This is a genomic window from Paenisporosarcina sp. P4_E4_2 (assembly GCF_056401595.1).
In genome coordinates this window covers 1-17,513 of sequence record NZ_JBFUJC010000027.1, presented here as the reverse complement: position 1 = coordinate 17,513, position 17,513 = coordinate 1, and the positions used below count along the sequence as shown (strand labels likewise).

Genomic DNA, 17,513 nt, shown 5'->3' with positions numbered 1-17,513 from the left:
CATTTATTTCATGGCAGGATTATTCGGTACCGTTGCAACTTTCCTTTTGCAAGACGCTAATTATGTTCATGTCGGTGCAAGTGGTGCTATTTATGGACTGCTCGGGGCTTTTGGTGCACTGGTGTACTATGCACGCAAAACATTACCCCAACTTCGTCAAATTATTTTACCGATCATTGTCATCAGTATCGTCATGACCTTCTTAACACCAAACATTAACGCTACCGCTCATTTAAGCGGTTTGGCTGTTGGTTTCCTGATTGGACTTAGTTACTTCCATCCTCAACGAATCATTAGCTGGAAAAAGAGAAAAAGATAGGACAGCCTTATTGTGGCTGTCCTTTTTCTATCGCTTCATACTTGGAAGGTTCGTACCAAGTCATGACTTCCTCAATATCTTTTACGTTTAAATGATCCACTCTAGCAGTTGTTCCAAGCATTCCCGACTTGATTGTGGTTTGAATGGAAGCGAGCTTTTTTCTTTTTTGGAAAGGACTTTGTTTCATTTGAAGAGATTGCATTCTTTTCTTTTCGATGAAGAACGTGTATTTACTAATCCCTCTGTATCGCAAAGATAACTGGTTACGATTAAGTGCAAATGCAGCAGAATGATGTTGCCATAGAGCCAATAGGATCACAATCGGAAACAGTAATAATGACAATAATCCATATGGATAGTAAAAATAACTGACCGCAACCATCACGGGAATCATCCATAAGAAGTCAAGACGATAATAAAATGATTTAGCCTGTTTTGGAGAAGATGTCCATTCAGGTTCAAAGTCGAAATCTACGAACAATTGATTTAACGGTTGTTTGATTACACTTTTTTTAACAAGCGGGAATAGTTTTATGTTTTTATCTTGTTCCTCTAGGGAACCCCCCGCACTTTCAACAATAACCGTACAATAGCCGAATAATTGGCGCAATGGATTCTCGACAATACGAATCCCTTGAACACGCCCAATTGGAATGGATACTTTTTTCTTCTCCAGCAAACCACGAGTTAAAACAATCTGGTCGTTTTCCTGGACAATCGTAAATTGGTAGTAATTTAAAGTCGTCAGAATGACGGAAATTAACCATGCGAACAATAAAACCATAAAAATACTAATTGCCACAATGAAAAAGCCGAATTTCAGAAATACAACGAACTCATCGTAAATCTCCTTGTACGGAATGATATCCGAAAACTGGGACATGAACACAGCTAACCCAGAGAATACGACACCAATCCCTCCAGATGTAGTGGCCAGAATGATTAAATCCTTCATGGACATTTTATAAATTGGAACAGCAGAATCTAAGACCGATTCATGGTTTTGATCTTCCGTTAATGTTACTTCAGCTTTCGTTATAGACGTTTTACGTTTTTTTGCATTCGCCAATTCTGTTTCGATCCGCTTTGCATTATCTCTAGTGATGGCTGTAAGTTCTGCTTCTGCTTCTTTTGCAGATCCTGAACCAGCGGTCTCAATCGTTACTTTTACAAGTTTGAAAGGTCGATGTAAAATACTTTCGGTATAGTTCAAGCTTTGAATACGTTCAAAAGGAATATAGCGTTTTTTCTTTACAAACAATCCATATTCAATCCGTAATTCATCCTCTTCAAACCAGTAAACAAAACGTTTCCACTTGATGATTCCACTACCCAAAATGAACGCCAGTACCAAAAACCCCACAATATAAGGAACAAAATCCGTCCAATGGCCGCCTCCCGAGGAATCGCCTTGAAATCCATTTACAACAAAAATGAAGACAAACGGTAAAATTAAATCCTTTAAGCCTTTAATGAAATTTACCACTGCTGAAATTGGATGGAGTTTAAAACGTTCGTTAGACATCATCTTCCGCCACCCTTGCAAGTGTCGATATGCGAATTCTCATTTCGTCCGCTTCACTTGTAATAAGTGCCGGAATCGTATGATTTGTTGCAGCAGTCGAGATTGTAATAGAAGCTAAATCATATTTGCGTAAAATGGGTCCTTGTTCCGTATCTACATGCTGGACCCGAACCATTGGCACTAGCGTCCGCTTGATGACAAAGAGTCCGTGCTGAAGTTCAATTTCCTGTTCCCTAACTTCATATCTCCAACGAAGCCATCGTAATTTAGGAAAAAAATAAACAAATATGTATGTATATAGTATAGGAAGCACTACACAAATAACCCATACCCACCATGGCCCTTCCAACCACCAATTTAAGACTCCGGCACCTATTGCCAATAACCATATAATGGCGGAATGCATCAAGCCGTACAATCTCCATACCTTTAATCCTTTTGGTGAGATCTGATTAATTGGTTCATTTCTCATGTGAACACCTACTTTCTACTATGCATACGATTCTACAGTAAAAACGTTTCATAAAAAAGATACTGGTAGAGATGTATTATCAGTTCTGGGCTGTCTATTCTCGGTTACGTACGTTCTATTCGCGTTTCAACCATTCACAATCTAAAAAAAACCACAGCCCATAAGGACTGTGGTTTTTGAAATTTAATTAGCTTTCACGACGTGAAGATGTACGTGGACGTCCACCGCGGCTTGAAGAGCCCTCACGTGAAGAAGAAGAAGCTCCGTCACGACCGCCAGTACGGCGAGATGGACCACGATCTGAGCTACGACCTGAACCTGAAGAAGATCTGCCTCCACCGCTACGGTTGTTGCCTTTATAGCCACCGCCGCCGCTGCGTCCGCCACCACCGCTGCGCTCTTTACGAGCTGGCAATGGGCGTTCTTCAGAGATTGATACAGGTGTATCACTTGGTTCGCGAGTCATTGATTTCAATGCAGCAGCGATTACGTCAACTGCTTCATATTTCTCAAGTAATTCCGTTGCGAATGAACGGTAATCACCAATATTGTTTTTGTCTACAATTTCAGATAATGATTCAACCGCTAAACGCTGTTGACCAATTAGAGCCTCATCTGAGCTTGGTGGACGAAGTGGTGACATACGTTTTTTCGTTGTTTCTTCAACGATACGTAAGTAACCCATTTCACGTGGAGTAACGAAAGTTACTGCCACACCACTTTTACCTGCACGGCCAGTACGACCGATACGGTGAACATAGCTTTCAGGATCTTGTGGAATATCATAGTTGTAAACGTGAGTAACACCAGAGATATCAAGTCCACGAGCAGCTACGTCTGTTGCAACAAGGATGTCAATTTTGTTTTCTTTAAATTGACGAAGAACTGACATACGTTTCGCTTGGCTTAAATCACCATGAATACCTTCTGCTAAATAACCACGGATGCTTAGAGCATGTGACAATTCGTCTACGCGACGTTTTGTACGACCGAAGATAATTGCAAGTTCAGGTTGGTGTACGTTAATAACACGAGAAAGGATATCGAATTTTTCACGCTCATGCGATTTAACGAAAAATTGCTCGATGTTTTCAACTGTCATTTCTTTTGATTGAATTTTAACTACTTCAGGCGTTTTCATGAATTTCTCAGCAATTTTACGGATTGGTGTTGGCATTGTAGCCGAGAACAACAATGTTTGACGTTCTGCTGGAACACTTTCCATAATTGTGTTGATATCTTCAATGAAGCCCATGTTTAACATTTCATCCGCTTCGTCTAAAATAAGCGTTTGAACGTTATCAAGTTTCAATGTACGACGGTTGATATGATCAAGAATACGACCAGGTGTACCGACGATTACATGTGGGTTATTTTTCAATGCACGGATTTGACGTCCGATTTCTTGTCCACCATATACAGATAAAATTTTCACACGTTTGTCTTGGCCGATTTTGTAAAGTTCTTCTGAAACTTGAATCGCCAATTCACGAGTCGGTGCAATAATTAAACCTTGGATGTTAGAGTTTTTTGGGTCAACCTTTTCAACCAACGGAATACCAAACGCTGCTGTTTTACCAGTTCCTGTTTGTGCTTGACCGATAATATCGCGGCCTTCCATTGCAAATTTGATTGTACCTTCTTGGATTGGTGTTGCTTCTTCAAAACCCATACGTTTTACGGATTTTAATGTTGATTCGCTAATATTTAATTCTGAAAAATTTGTCAAAATTTAATCTCCTTTTTGTTTACATTTGACAAATGGTTACATTTTCAGATGAAGTTGCGGCAAATTCGAGCCTATACGAGGAACGTTTCCGTTACTTAAAATTCTCTGTAGAGTTATCAGAGGGGACTTATATTTAAAGGAAAGCCCGGTCTTTTGCCGAGCGGTTCGATCAGTGGGGAGCATGTTCAAAGCGTATGCATCACGCTGTCTCTTGTGACCTGTTGGTAGCCTTTGTAAAGTTCTTATTGAGAACGAGGCTATTGTGATAGCTCACATTTTTGATGTTTGAAACTAAACATCCTACCCTAAAAAATTGAACAAACCGTTATGTTCAAAAAAAAGAGCTCTTCATCAAAACCCGAAGAGTCTTTACACAAAATGTATCCATTGCTCTAATCACTTTAACACGGATAAAGACAATATGCAATTAATCAACCACAGTCGTAATAATTAGTTTTCTCATTCTTTTCCAAAAAACTTAACACTTCACCGAACCATTCATCGCAATCCTCGCTATAGCATATGAGATGCTTGCCGCATTCTGAAGTAACCATGTTTTTCTCTTCTGAACCCAATCGATCGTACAAATATTGTGCAGAAGTGAATGGGACAATCCCATCTTTTTTGCCTTGCACAATACATACCGGTACTGTGACTGACTCATAATAAGGCTCGACCATTTTTACGACTCGCATAAACTCAATCGCGGCTCGAATTGGCGTATGAGTTAATTTGTATTCGTATAAATGGTAAAACGCATTGGTTGAAAGATTCCCTTGCATGACATCAGCTACGATATCTTTAACATCTTCCAATATTTGAACGCCATTAATGTATTTAGCAGATGCACTGAGAAGAACGAGACGGTCAATCTTGTAGCGCAAAGATAAATAAAGGGCAATCAGTCCACCCATTGAAAAACCGACAACGAACACTCTGTCCACTTGCTTTTGCAATAGTCTCAAGGCCTGTTCAGCTTCCATCATCCAATTTTCCGCCGTCAACTCTGTTAATGATAATGTAGGTCCATGTCCAGGCAACGTAGGGACTTTGACAATCCAATCCGTTTTCTCTTCAATATTTTGCACAAAAGGCTCAATTTCATACGGACCTCCTGTAAATCCATGAATGCATAATAGACCGGTTTTCATTTTTTCAGTCCCCTTTAGAATCGCAACGCTAATTTGTTCGATACAGTTGTGATACCCAGTTCGCCATTTTTCAAACGCTACATGCCAACCATATTGAACATACAAAAAGGAAACTCCATTAACAGAGTTTCCTTTGAGTAAAGTATTATTTAATCACATGTTCTAGTGCCATTCCACGAGATCCTTTTATTAAAGTGATGGAATCTGCTGATGTATGGCTTTCCAACATAGTGCGAATCGGTTCATAATCCTTTTCCGACCAAATTAGATGTCTTTCATCGAACGATTTCTGCAACTTGTCATATAACCATTTCATGCGTGGACCATATAAGCAGACACCAGCAAAATCTTCCGATTTTATCTGATTGGCTAAGTCTTCATGATAGGCCTGTTCTTCAGAACCTAGTTCCAGCATATCCCCAAGAACCAGCCACTTTTCAGGACGAATTGTTGTTTCACGAATAAAGGTAATGGCGGCACTCATTGAAGTCGGTGCTGCATTATACGCATCGTTGATAAACAATGAACCGTTCTTGGCAGGAATGACTTGCATCCGCATGTCTGTAAGTGAAACATTTTTCAAGGAATCCAGAATTTGTTCGTTTGATAAGCCAGCCTCTTTGGCAATCAATATCGCGACCAATGCATTTTTGACTTGATGCTTTCCTAAAACCGGAATCATAAAATGTGATTCAATAAGTCCAGTCACATCAAACTCACTGCCATTCTCCGTCGCTAGAATCGATTGAGCTGAAATGTCATTTGACGTATTTGTCCCGAATGAAATGGTTTTAATAGTAGAAGATCCATTTTCATCATTGAACTTTTGAATGAATGGCTTCAAAATCGGTTCGTCTCCATCATAAAATAGACACCCATTACCTTGTAAGCCGGCAACGATTTCAAACTTCGCTTTGGCAATTCCTTCACGCGAACCTAAGTCTTGCATATGGGCTTCGCCGATGTTGGTTATCGCAACGTGATGCGGTTTTGCCAAGTTTGAAAGGAACTCAATTTCTCCATAGCCACTCATACCCATTTCAAGGATGGCAAACTCGGTGTCTTCATCCAACGATAAGATCGTAATCGGTAATCCCAAGTTATTGTTGAAGTTTCCTGCCGTTTTTTGGACACGGAAATAAGGAGATAGTACACCCGCCACCAAATCTTTAGTGGATGTTTTCCCATTTGATCCCGTAATGCCAATGAACGTTGCCGGATGATCTTTCCGATATGCGCGTGCCATTTGCTGCAACGCTATTTCACTGTCTTCCACAAAAAGCAAAGGGAGATTTTGTGGAGGATTTGGTTCATCCTTCTGCCAAAGAGCTGCTGATGCTCCTTTTTCAAAAGCTTGAGTCACATATTGATGACCATTCACTTTTTCACCTTTGAACGGAATGAATAAATCTCCAGGTTGAATGGTTTTAGTATTGATCGATACGCCACTTACCGTGACATCCGGTTTTACTTCGTCATTTATGTTTAACCACCCAGCAACTGTTTGTAATGATTTTTTCAAAATTATTCACACTCAATCCATTGTATAGTGTAGTTGTTGTTTTTCGGCATGTCTTTCGATCGCAAGCTCAATCAGCTGATCGATTAATTCCGCGTAATTCACGCCTGTGTGCTGCCATAACAATGGGAACATACTGAATGGCGTAAAGCCAGGTAATGTATTCACTTCATTAATTAGCACTTCATCTGCATCCGTTACAAAGAAGTCAGCTCTCACTAGTCCTGAGCAATCCAATACTTTAAAAGCCTTGATTGCGTTGCCTTGCAAAATAGCTTCCACTTCTTCAGTGACGTCCGCAGGAATTATCATCGCCGTGTTGCCGTCTTTGTATTTTGCTTGGTAATCATAAAAATCTTTCAACGGTTTGATTTCACCTGGCACAGAACATTTCGGCGAATCGTTACCTAGTACACCCATTTCAATTTCACGTGCTTTAATGCCCTGTTCGACGATAATTTTGCGATCGTACTTCAATGCCATATCCACAGCTGCGATTAACTCTTCACGAGTTGAGGCTTTGCTGATTCCCACACTTGAACCGAGGTTTGYCGGTTTAACGAAAACTGGCCAAGCTAGTTCTTTCTCCATTTTCCCAATCAAATTCTCTTGGTTTTTTTGCCATTCTTTACGGATGAAATGAACGAATGGTACTTGTTTCAGACCAGCAATCGCGAAGAGCTGTTTCATGATAACTTTATCCATTCCGGCAGAAGATGCTAGAACACCATTACCGATGTAAGGAAGATTCAATACTTCAAGCAATCCCTGTACCGTTCCATCTTCGCCATTTGGTCCATGTAAAAGAGGGAAAATCACGTCCAGCGCGTTTTCGTCTGTCTCCTGTTGAGACGGTAAGAAGCTTGAAATATTATTAGGCAATTCTTGATTGAATGTATTATCAAATTGCAATTGTTCAATTGTTTCTACCGGGGCCAATAATTGGGCACCTTTACGCCATTCGCCTTCATGTGTAATGTATATTGGAAACACATCATATTCATTGAAATTTAAAGCTTGTGTCACTGCACGAGCTGTCGATAAAGATACTTCGTGTTCGGCAGATTTCCCACCGTATAATAAACCTATTCTTTTTTTCATTTTAATACCTCCACAATATTGGATACATTTATTTTAACATGAACCATGTTTACCCACGTACACTAATCAAAAAACAATCCCTTGCACTCATCTTTGCAAGGGATTGTAGTTAGAAACGGATGGTTTCGTCCGGATTTTGTTTCATGACTGCAGTTAATTCGTCCCATATTTCATCGGGGAATACCGATTCTGGCAAAGAACGGATTTCTAAATCATAGCTTGCTTTTGATTTTTCGAGTTTGAATAACGAAAGCAGTACGCCTTCCTTCATCAAAGGTTTATGTGTAATAAATTGGTCCACCGTCAGTTCAGGGTACCCTTCTTTTTGTTTCCTGCGCCAAAAAGGGGCACCCCTCTCTTTGTCACGGACCACTTGATTTAGTATATTAACGACCAAATGAATTGAATCATTCAATTCACGAAAATAAATTTTCGTCATACTCTCTTCTTCATTGGATAAATAGACGTAACGATTTTGGAGTTGATAATAAAATGGTGATCGAATCGGTTCTTTTTTATGCCCGATATATAATAGTTCTGCTTGTTCCTGAGGCGTTAACATATTGAGTCTGCGTTCATCCGCAAAATCAATCCATCTCAAATCAGTTGGTTTATCCATAAATTCTTTGGTAAATGACAAGACCTCTTCATCTGGTACAAATTCCAGCTGGGTATGCATGTTAAACGAACTATCTTCGTATTCATGCTTAAGTAACAATAGATGTTGCAATGGTCCTGCATTTCGGACAAATTGTTGCATTGTAAGACCGCTGAAGATCACAAATTGATCAGCCTCGTTCATATGTATATAAATATGGTGAAGGTAATCTTCTGTATCACGTGCCTTTTTCACCATTATCATCACTCCATTCCTCCTTTCATTATAATCTCACTTTGAGAAGAATGAAACATTTTAAGATGTTCTTCGTCAGTACATACTGCACAAGCATTTGCTTATCTTTTACGGTATAATTGATAAGTTATAACTTTAAATTAGAAATTCAGGTGACAACTATGGAAAATAACAAAGGATTTGCTGATCGTTTCGACTGGACGTTGGCTTTTATATTATTACTGCTATTCATTGTAAGTTTGTTCGCAATTTCGTCTGCACAATCATCAGGTCAATACCCGATTAATTTCATCCCTAGACAAGTTTTATGGTACATCGTGGGTGCAGTGATTATAGGATTCACTATGTTATTCGAACCCGAACAATATAAAAAGATGTCGTGGGTTCTTTATGCTATTGGGATTCTCATTTTAATTGCCCTTGTTTTGGCACCTGGCGGCGAAGGTCAAATCGCTGAAAAACGTGGTGGAGCAAAAAGTTGGTTCCACTTACCGGGTATCGGGAGCATTCAACCGTCGGAATTCATGAAAACGTTCTTTATTTTAGCAATGGCACGCATGATTAGTAATCATCATGAAAATTTCGTGTCAAAAACAATGAAAACAGACCTGATTCTATTGGGGAAAATCATGGCGACGGCACTTATACCTTTACTGTTCATCATGCAACAGCCAGACCTTGGTACTTCACTTGTATTTTTGGCCATCACCGCAGCAATGATTATTGTGGGTGGTGTCACATGGAAGTTGATTGTTCCGATTTTTGCGGGAACCGCTTTAATCGGAGGTTCCTTGCTCTGGATGGCTGTTTTCATGCAGGATTTTCTTTCGGAAAAATTCGGCTTTAAGGCTTATCAGTTCGGTCGTATTTATTCATGGCTTGATCCGTATTCCTATTCAACGTCGGAAGGCTATAACTTGATTAATGCGATGACCGCAATCGGCTCTGGTGGAATTACCGGTAAAGGCTATCAAGGACGTGAAGTATACGTTCCTGAAAATCATACAGATTTTATATTCACGGTAATCGGTGAAGAGTATGGATTTATTGGCGCAAGTATTGTCGTGAGTCTGTTTTTCTTGCTGATTTACCACTTGACCAAAATTACATTAACGCTGAAAGATCCATTTAGTACGTATGTATGTGCCGGCATTATTGCCATGATTACATTCCACGTATTCCAAAACATCGGGATGACCATTCAGCTATTACCGATAACGGGTATCCCGCTTCCTTTTATCAGTTATGGGGGTAGTTCGTTAATGGGGAATATGCTGGCTTTAGGATTGGTGTTCAGCATGAAATTCCATCACCGCACGTATATGTTTGGTTCTTCTGACGATGAATAATAAAAAAGGATTACGCAATTATCGCGTAATCCTTTTTTTGTTTAACGTATATTTGCGCTAACCGTACGTTCCATATGAGCCAACAAGTATGAAAACTACATAATTGTTCCTTTTTTATGGGGCAGGATTTTGTAATTGGGGCAACTTTTAAATTTTGGAGCAACTTTCTCGAATTTAGCGAGGAGGCTTGCTGGTTTGTCTGCGGAAAGGGAGCCGGTTCGTACTAATTTTTATAAGAATCATTTTAAAAATTATCAAAAGTTCGTATAAAAAAACACCTACTTTTTGGTAGGTGTCTCGAATGTATGATCTAAGTTGTGGATTCAGCCTTGAGTATGTGGAGTCTGAGTTGGTGCAGCGAGTGCTTTTAACATTTCGAGACGAGATTTGGTAAGCGTTACGGTGACACCCAACTTTGACAAGTTCGAAACGATTTTTCGCAAATCAACTTCTTTCGTCATCCAATCCACCTCTATCCTTCCTCTAGTTTAGGAACGTATTCATTTACTAAAAGGTTCAGGTTCAAGAAAATCGTTTTATAAATTTGACTTTCTATTTTATACACTTATTATACCACGTTTAGCCTATTTTAAATCTTTCAATTTTGTTACATATTTTAGTCCTTTGTAAATCATACTAACCATTATTATAAGGAGGGATTCTTGTGAAAATTAAAGACATCATGTCACGAGATATCGTGACATGTACACCTACCGATTTAATATCGGAAATTGCCCAAAGCATGCGTGCTTTGGACATCGGATGTATGCCAGTAGTTGAAGGTTCACGTGTAATCGGGATGATTACTGACCGAGATATCGTTACAAGGTCTGTTGCAAAAAATGGCAAGCGTCTTGTAAAAGATGTCATGTCGGATGAAGTCATTTCTGTAGGTCCTGAATCTACTTCTCAGGAAGCGGCTGAAATCATGGCGCAACACCGTATCCGCCGACTTCCTGTCATCAAGAATGAACAACTTGTTGGCTTCGTAGCTCTTGCAGATTTATCTGTACCAAGTGAGACAGCACATGAAGCTTCTCAAGCTCTCCATGAAATTTCAGAACCGAGACATCTTTAAACCACCCCCCCAAACTTATTTTTCAAGTTTGGGGATTTTTGATTCTCTTTTCTTTACATACCCCCCGACGGTACTTTATACTTAAGAAAATCTGGAGGTGATAAAATCATGACCACTAATACTGATGCTTCACCACTTGAGGAACCTCTAGAACCAACGACTTGTAGAAAAAGCCATCATCCAGATTCCGTAAAAAAAGATTTAACCACCCGGCTAAACCGAATTGAAGGACAAATACGCGGGATTAAAGGCATGGTTGATAAAGATGTCTATTGCGATGATATTATTACCCAATTATCAGCAACTCAATCTGCCTTAAACAGTGTTGCAAAAGTTCTTCTTGCTGGTCATTTAAAAGGCTGTGTGAAAGAACGATTAGCTGCAGGCGAAGATGATGTGCTGGATGAATTACTAACAACGGTTCAAAAACTAATGCGAAAATAACGAGGAGGAATTCCAATGGTAGATCACGTTACATTAAAAGTGGAAGGTATGTCTTGTGGACATTGTGTTAAAGCAATTGAAAGCAGTGTTACAAAAATTTCTGGTGTTGATAACGTGCAGGTACATCTGGAAAACGGCACAGTGGGTGTTGAATTTAACAAAGACGTAGTTGAAGTTGAAAAAATTACGGATACGATAGAAGAGCAAGGATACTCGGTAGCTAAATAAGTATTAAATTAAGACTGCGAAATTCGCAGTTTTTTTTCAACATTTTATATACCCCGTAAAGGTATGTATAAGGAGGTAAAATTATGATTGACACTCAACAAGAATTATGGATAACCGGTATGACTTGTGCAGCCTGTGCAAATCGCATTGAAAAAGGGCTTCAGAAAATGGAAGGTGTATCTTCCGCTACCGTTAACTTTGCAACTGAAAAAGCACATATTACATACGATGCGAAAACCATTCAACCGAATCAGTTAGAAGACCAAGTTCGCGGACTTGGCTATGACGTAATCAGTGAGCAAGTTGACCTGAGAATTCAAGGAATGACATGTGCAGCTTGTTCAACCCGTATTGAAAAAGGATTGAATAATTTGCCTGGTGTAAATGAAGCAGCCATAAATTTAGCGCTTGAAACAGGAAAGATTTCATTTAATCCGAATCAGACAAACCCACATGACATTGTGAAGAAAATCCAAGATTTAGGGTACGATGCAACTTTCAAAAATGATGCAAAAGCCGAAGCCATTGATTATAAAAAAGCGGACATTCAAAAGAAAACCCGTTTGTTCTGGATTTCTGCCATTCTATCACTTCCCCTTTTATGGACAATGTTAGGACATTTTTCATTTACTTCAGCGTTATATGTTCCAGAGCTATTAATGAATCCATTTGTTCAATGGGCATTAGCGACACCGGTTCAATTTTGGATTGGYTGGATGTTTTATAAAGGGGCGTATTTTGCACTTCGCAATAAGAGTGCCAATATGGATGTTTTAGTTGCTCTCGGTACATCGGCAGCTTATTTTTACAGTATTTATCTCGTATTGGATAGCTTGCAACACGGGGAAACACATATGCTCGGACTGTATTTCGAAACAAGCGCAGTGTTGATTACCCTAATTTTACTAGGGAAAGTCTTCGAAGCGCGTGCGAAAGGGCATTCTTCAGATGCTATAAAAAAATTAATGAATCTTCAACCGTCATTAGCCATAATTGAGGAAAATGGCCAGACGCGTGAAATCCCTATAGAATCTGTACAAAAAGGCGATATCTTGCTTATTAAGCCAGGTTCATCCATTCCGGTTGACGGCGTTGTCCTATCCGGTTCATCTGCGGTGGATGAATCCATGCTGACCGGAGAAAGTTTGCCTGTTGAAAAAGCACAAAATGATGAAGTCTTCGCTGCAACAATCAATGCGAATGGAGCACTGCGAATAAAAGCTGCGAAGATCGGTAAAGACACCGTTCTGTCTTCCATTATCCGTGTGGTTGAAGAAGCACAAGGATCCAAAGCTCCGATACAAAGATTGGCAGACCGAATCTCGGGTATATTTGTGCCGGTTGTTGTAGGACTTGCTCTTCTGACTTTCCTAGTTTGGTACCTTTTTGTGGACATCGGTAACTTTGCCTCGGCATTGGAAAGTACGATTGCTGTACTGGTCATTGCTTGTCCATGTGCGCTTGGGCTTGCAACTCCTACTTCAATTATGGCGGGATCAGGTCGCTCGGCTGAGCTTGGGATATTATTCAAGACAGCTGAAGCAATGGAAAACACAAAATCTATAGATACGGTTGTGTTCGATAAAACTGGAACCATCACAAAAGGTAAACCTGCTGTAACAGAGTTTATTGTTGCAAATCAGCAGGATCGACAAACACTCATTCTGTTGGCTGCGGCTGCCGAAAGTAATTCTGAGCATCCAATAGCACATGCGATTACTTCTTTTGGTAAGGAAATCAATGAAATCCAGTATAAGAGTTCTTCATTTGAAGCGATTCCAGGGCACGGCATTAAGAGTACTATTAATTCCAAAGCAATTGTCATTGGTACACGTAAACTTTTGTTTGACCACACGATCGAGTTAGACTCGGCATTGGATCAAGCTTCTTCACTCGAACAGGACGGGAAAACGGTCATGTTCATGGCCGTTGATGATGTTCATGTCGCCACGATTGCAATCGCTGATCAAGTAAAAGAAACTTCAAAGGCAGCTATTCAAAAGTTACAGCAAATGGGCATTCACGTGGTGATGTTAACTGGCGATCAGGAAACAACCGCGCAGGCGATTGCGAGACAAGTTGGCATCGAACATGTCGTTGCAGGTGTCTTCCCTACGAAAAAAGCAGAAGTCATCACTTCTCTGAAAGATGAAGGTCGCAAGGTTGCCATGGTCGGTGACGGCATCAATGACGCTCCAGCTTTAGCCGTTGCTGATATCGGAATTGCCATGGGCACTGGAACGGCCGTTGCGATGGAAGCGGCAGACGTAACATTGATGCACGGAGATTTACTGCGTGTACCTGACACATTACTCATGAGTCGTTTGACAGTACGAAATATTAAACAAAATTTATTCTGGGCATTAGCCTACAATTCAATCGGCATCCCGATTGCGGCTGCCGGATTACTTGCACCTTGGGTTGCTGGGGCTGCCATGGCATTTAGTTCGGTTTCGGWTGTATTAAATGCACTGCGTCTTCAACGTGCAAAACTTTAATTTTCTCCCGCAGAATACTATCTGCGGGTTTTTTAAAACTTATAAAAAGGCATGAATTTTTATATGTATTATCTTTCTTTCAAGTTTTTATATGTCTAGTTCCACGTGCCCTCAGGCGAAAGGGAACTTTCGCCTGAGGTCCTTCCAGCGCCGTCGTCAGGCTAGATATGCGCTTTCCACTTTTTTTTTTGTCCTTTGTTGTTTGAAGGTTGATTTGTGAGTAAAATGAATTATACGGATTGAGTTTAGAAAGCGGGTTCTTTTGAAATGAAGAAAGCCATTTTGTTATTAATGTCTGTACAATTTTTTGTGTATTTAGGTTTTGGAATCATCATTCCAATTTTGCCTGAGGTAGTTTTGGAGCAGGGTTACAGTGAAGTTCACGTTGGCGGATTATTGACGATTTATGCATTAGCTTCCTTCTTTACAGCTCCACTGTGGGGTTCATTATCGGATCGAACAGGAAGAAAAAAATTAATTCTGATTGGCCTATTAGGTTTCAGTATGAGTTTTTTGATTTTCGCTCTCTTTATTGAGCAGCTGCCGATGTTATATGTCTCACGAATCGTCGGAGGTATTTTTTCCGGAGCATTATATACAGCCGTTACCGGGTTTGTAGCGGATATGACGACTGAAGAAGAACGCAACAAATATATGGGCTTGCTTGGGATGTCAATAGGACTCGGTTTCATTTTCGGACCTGCTATTGGCGGTGTCCTCGGTGGCCTTACACTGCAACTTCCCTTCATTGTTTCGGCTTTATTGATACTAGCCTTGATGGTGTATGCGGGTCTTATTTTAAAAGAACCGGCATCTAGAGGGGAAGCAAGAAAAAGAGCCATTGTGCCAAAAGGTGCCAACAAACTCTGGYAGTATCGAATTCGCTATCTCTTCTTGTTCTCATTTATGGTGACGTTTCTGCTTGCAGGCCTGGAAGCTACATTCCAGTTGTTCCAAWTTGATAAAATATCGATTACTCCTCTGCAACTCRKCTATTTATTTATGGCAAGTGGTTTAGTAGATGCCGCTATTCAAGGCGGTGTCGTTCGACGTGTGAAAAATGGTCAGGAAACGAAATGGATTATGGCGGCACAGGTAGTAACAGCCATTGGACTGATATTATTACTATTTACAGGCAGCCTTCTGTGGGCCGGCTTTGCACTCAGCGTCTTTACAGCCGGAAATGCACTTGCACGAACAGTATTGGTTTCATTGACGACAAAAGAGTCTGGTGGCAGATATGGAACAGCGGCAGGTATGACGTATTCGATGGACAATATGGGTCGTATTATCGGTCCCCTTCTGTTCACATGGATTTTTACCGTACAGCCAGATAACGTATATGTTTTATCAGCTGTTCTTGCGCTGATTTCTATTGTCTTAATTATCTTGTTCCGCAACTCCAGTAAGTCATTGAAAAACGAAAATCCAGCCTCCTCATGATTTGAGGGGCTGGATTTTTTTATTGGGTTGATACAGCTTTAATTGGTTCAGAAACCATTTCTACTTCCAAATCCGGATGTGCTTGTTTCATGACGGATGGTCGAAGCATGTAAATGACGGCTGCCAACATAATGGAACTTGAAGCTAGCAATACATATTGTGCAGGTACGATATCGAACAAGAAACCGAACAACACCATCGCAAGTGGCATCAATGACATAGCCATCGTTTCAAGGAGTCCGAAAACCCGACCTCTGTACTCCTCCGCTATTTGTTTTTGCATCATGACGCCAATCGGTGTATTAACAAAAATCATGGCCACACCAAAGGAGAACATGAGAACGAAATAGAAACTGACAATCCCCATATAAGAAAGAGTCACAAGTAAGGGCAGCGTGGCAGCGGCCATCAGAAGCCCCATTATAATAATCCCTCTTTTCGAGACAATAAGCGGAAACTTAATCTCCTTGCGTGCGGCTAAATAAATGGAAGCCAACAGCATTCCGATAGACATTGCTCCTTCCGTTATACCGAAATGGGCGGATTGAACCTTCAGTTCTTCTACGAGGATGTAAGAATAACCAACCGTAAACGCACCGAAAAAGAAATTGATTACTAACGCTACCCATACGATTACCGAAAGTACCCTGTGCTGTTTCAAGTAAGTGATGCCAGCTTTCATGTTTTCAAGCATCGTTTCTTTTTTCTCTTCCATAAATTCAGCCGCTTTCTTCGAGTACAAATTGAAATCCATAGTGGATTCAAGAATGACAGCAATGATGTAACTGACCATGTGAATGATGAGGAACATTTTCATGGATACCAGACCGAATAATAGACCTCCTACCGCAGGTCCTCCTATTGATGCAATTGACATTGACATTTGATTGAAAGACATCGCTTTTTGAATTCGTGCATCATCCACCAAATTTGCAATGGAAGAACTGAATGTAACCCCAGAAAACAACGAGGTAATTGATAAAATGATTTGCGTAATATAAATGGCGATCAGTGAAAGACCAAAAGTTAGACTAACAACCAATAACCCTCCTACCGCCAACACACTGCATATCTGTGCAACGATAACAATCATTTTTTTCGGATATTTATCCGCTGCATACCCTGCAAACGGCGCAACGAGAACTCTTGGCAGTATGCTGCAGATCAGCACTATAGCGAAGCTCGTTGCAGAGCCTGTTACCGATAAAATATAAAAGCTGATTCCAAACGAAAAGACACTGACACCGAACGTCGAAATTAATTTACTAATGGTGAACGTCCACAAGTGATAGGTCGCTTTTTTTAACTTCATGGATTCTTCCATGACTCATTCCCCTTTTCGAAAGTTTAATTTAATTAAACAAATAATAACACGAAAAAACTTCCCTTGCAACCAAAAGTTTAATATAATTAAACTAATTAGAAATGGAGCGATTGTTATGGATTCACTTGGATTACGTATCAGAAAATTACGCAAGCAACAGAAACTCACACTAGAAGCATTAGCTGGAGATCAGCTAACAAAAGGGATGTTGAGTTTAATTGAAAACGGCAAAGCCCAACCTTCTATGGAGAGCTTATCTTATATTGCAAAAAGACTTGGGATTGAATCGTCCGAATTGATGGAAGACGTCAGTCAAACGGAAAAAAGAAGTTTGTTGGCCCAAGTGGAAAAATTATATAAAGTGGAATTCTCGGATTTAAAGGACGAACACCAACAAATAATTGAACTCGTTCAGCCGGTTGTCGATAAATTGTCAATCAGTTACGAATCAGCACGTTTACTCGAGATTTACAGTAAATG

The 17,513-nt window shown here is 40.2% G+C and carries 17 protein-coding genes; 8 read left to right on the top strand and 9 right to left on the bottom strand.

The features are described from left to right. Nucleotides 1-319, top strand: a 319-nt coding sequence (locus tag AC1DSB_RS04360; RefSeq protein WP_477585871.1) for a rhomboid family intramembrane serine protease, incomplete at its 5' end; no start/stop codon positions are given. A 7-nt stretch (nt 320-326) separates the two neighbouring features. Here AC1DSB_RS04360 and AC1DSB_RS04355 read toward each other — a convergent pair. The 7 genes from AC1DSB_RS04355 to AC1DSB_RS04325 all read right to left on the bottom strand — a co-directional run bounded on the left by AC1DSB_RS04355 (nt 327) and on the right by AC1DSB_RS04325 (nt 8,678). Next, nucleotides 327-1,844, bottom strand: coding sequence for a PH domain-containing protein (locus AC1DSB_RS04355; protein ID WP_477530990.1), 1,518 nt, complete (start codon nt 1,842-1,844; stop codon nt 327-329). After that, a complete protein-coding gene (locus AC1DSB_RS04350; protein WP_016429752.1) occupies nt 1,837-2,316 on the bottom strand; it encodes a PH domain-containing protein in 480 nt (159 codons plus the stop codon). The genes AC1DSB_RS04355 and AC1DSB_RS04350 overlap by 8 nt, the downstream gene beginning before the upstream one ends. 187 nt (nt 2,317-2,503) lie before the next feature. After that, nucleotides 2,504-4,045, bottom strand: a complete 1,542-nt coding sequence (cshA, locus tag AC1DSB_RS04345; protein WP_477530979.1) for a degradosome RNA helicase CshA — start codon at nt 4,043-4,045, stop codon at nt 2,504-2,506. A 431-nt stretch (nt 4,046-4,476) separates the two neighbouring features. After that, the gene (locus AC1DSB_RS04340; protein ID WP_477530989.1) at nt 4,477-5,196 is read right to left on the bottom strand and encodes an alpha/beta hydrolase; all 720 of its coding nucleotides are present in this window, start codon (nt 5,194-5,196) and stop codon (nt 4,477-4,479) included. A gap of 145 nt (nt 5,197-5,341) precedes the next feature. Continuing rightward, entirely contained in the window at nt 5,342-6,718 is a 1,377-nt protein-coding gene (locus AC1DSB_RS04335) for a UDP-N-acetylmuramoyl-tripeptide--D-alanyl-D-alanine ligase (protein WP_477530978.1), read from the bottom strand. 12 nt (nt 6,719-6,730) lie between these two features. After that, nucleotides 6,731-7,816, bottom strand: a complete 1,086-nt coding sequence (locus tag AC1DSB_RS04330) for a D-alanine--D-alanine ligase (RefSeq protein WP_477585869.1) — start codon at nt 7,814-7,816, stop codon at nt 6,731-6,733. A 109-nt stretch (nt 7,817-7,925) separates the two neighbouring features. Then, nucleotides 7,926-8,678 carry a hypothetical protein gene (locus AC1DSB_RS04325; RefSeq protein ID WP_477530976.1) on the bottom strand — a complete coding sequence of 251 codons (753 nt, stop codon included), beginning with the start codon at nt 8,676-8,678 and terminating at the stop codon, nt 7,926-7,928. Between the two features lie 152 nt (nt 8,679-8,830). Between AC1DSB_RS04325 and AC1DSB_RS04320 the strand changes: the two genes are divergently transcribed. After that, on the top strand, nt 8,831-10,018 hold the full coding sequence (locus tag AC1DSB_RS04320; protein WP_016429746.1) for an FtsW/RodA/SpoVE family cell cycle protein: 1,188 nt from the start codon (nt 8,831-8,833) through the stop codon (nt 10,016-10,018). Nucleotides 10,019-10,341: 323 nt separating this feature from the next. On the opposite strand, the gene AC1DSB_RS04315 is transcribed toward AC1DSB_RS04320, so the two are convergent. Next, nucleotides 10,342-10,479, bottom strand: coding sequence for an Lmo0850 family protein (locus AC1DSB_RS04315; protein WP_016429745.1), 138 nt, complete (start codon nt 10,477-10,479; stop codon nt 10,342-10,344). A 203-nt stretch (nt 10,480-10,682) separates the two neighbouring features. On the opposite strand from AC1DSB_RS04315, the gene AC1DSB_RS04310 reads away from it, so the two are divergent. The 5 genes from AC1DSB_RS04310 to AC1DSB_RS04290 all read left to right on the top strand — a co-directional run bounded on the left by AC1DSB_RS04310 (nt 10,683) and on the right by AC1DSB_RS04290 (nt 15,709). Further along, nucleotides 10,683-11,096, top strand: coding sequence for a CBS domain-containing protein (locus AC1DSB_RS04310; RefSeq protein WP_342542893.1), 414 nt, complete (start codon nt 10,683-10,685; stop codon nt 11,094-11,096). Between the two features lie 108 nt (nt 11,097-11,204). Continuing rightward, on the top strand, nt 11,205-11,540 hold the full coding sequence (locus AC1DSB_RS04305; protein WP_477530974.1) for a metal-sensitive transcriptional regulator: 336 nt from the start codon (nt 11,205-11,207) through the stop codon (nt 11,538-11,540). 15 nt (nt 11,541-11,555) lie between these two features. Further along, entirely contained in the window at nt 11,556-11,768 is a 213-nt protein-coding gene (copZ, locus tag AC1DSB_RS04300) for a copper chaperone CopZ (protein WP_016429742.1), read from the top strand. Between the two features lie 83 nt (nt 11,769-11,851). Further along, a complete protein-coding gene (locus tag AC1DSB_RS04295) occupies nt 11,852-14,266 on the top strand; it encodes a heavy metal translocating P-type ATPase (protein WP_477585866.1) in 2,415 nt (804 codons plus the stop codon). Nucleotides 14,267-14,533: 267 nt separating this feature from the next. Further along, entirely contained in the window at nt 14,534-15,709 is a 1,176-nt protein-coding gene (locus tag AC1DSB_RS04290) for an MFS transporter (protein WP_477585864.1), read from the top strand. Nucleotides 15,710-15,728: 19 nt separating this feature from the next. On the opposite strand, the gene AC1DSB_RS04285 is transcribed toward AC1DSB_RS04290, so the two are convergent. Beyond that, the gene (locus AC1DSB_RS04285) at nt 15,729-17,033 is read right to left on the bottom strand and encodes an MFS transporter (protein ID WP_477530971.1); all 1,305 of its coding nucleotides are present in this window, start codon (nt 17,031-17,033) and stop codon (nt 15,729-15,731) included. Between the two features lie 115 nt (nt 17,034-17,148). Here AC1DSB_RS04285 and AC1DSB_RS04280 point away from each other — a divergent pair. After that, nucleotides 17,149-17,513: helix-turn-helix domain-containing protein (locus tag AC1DSB_RS04280; protein ID WP_477585863.1), on the top strand; the 365-nt coding region annotated here is incomplete at its 3' end.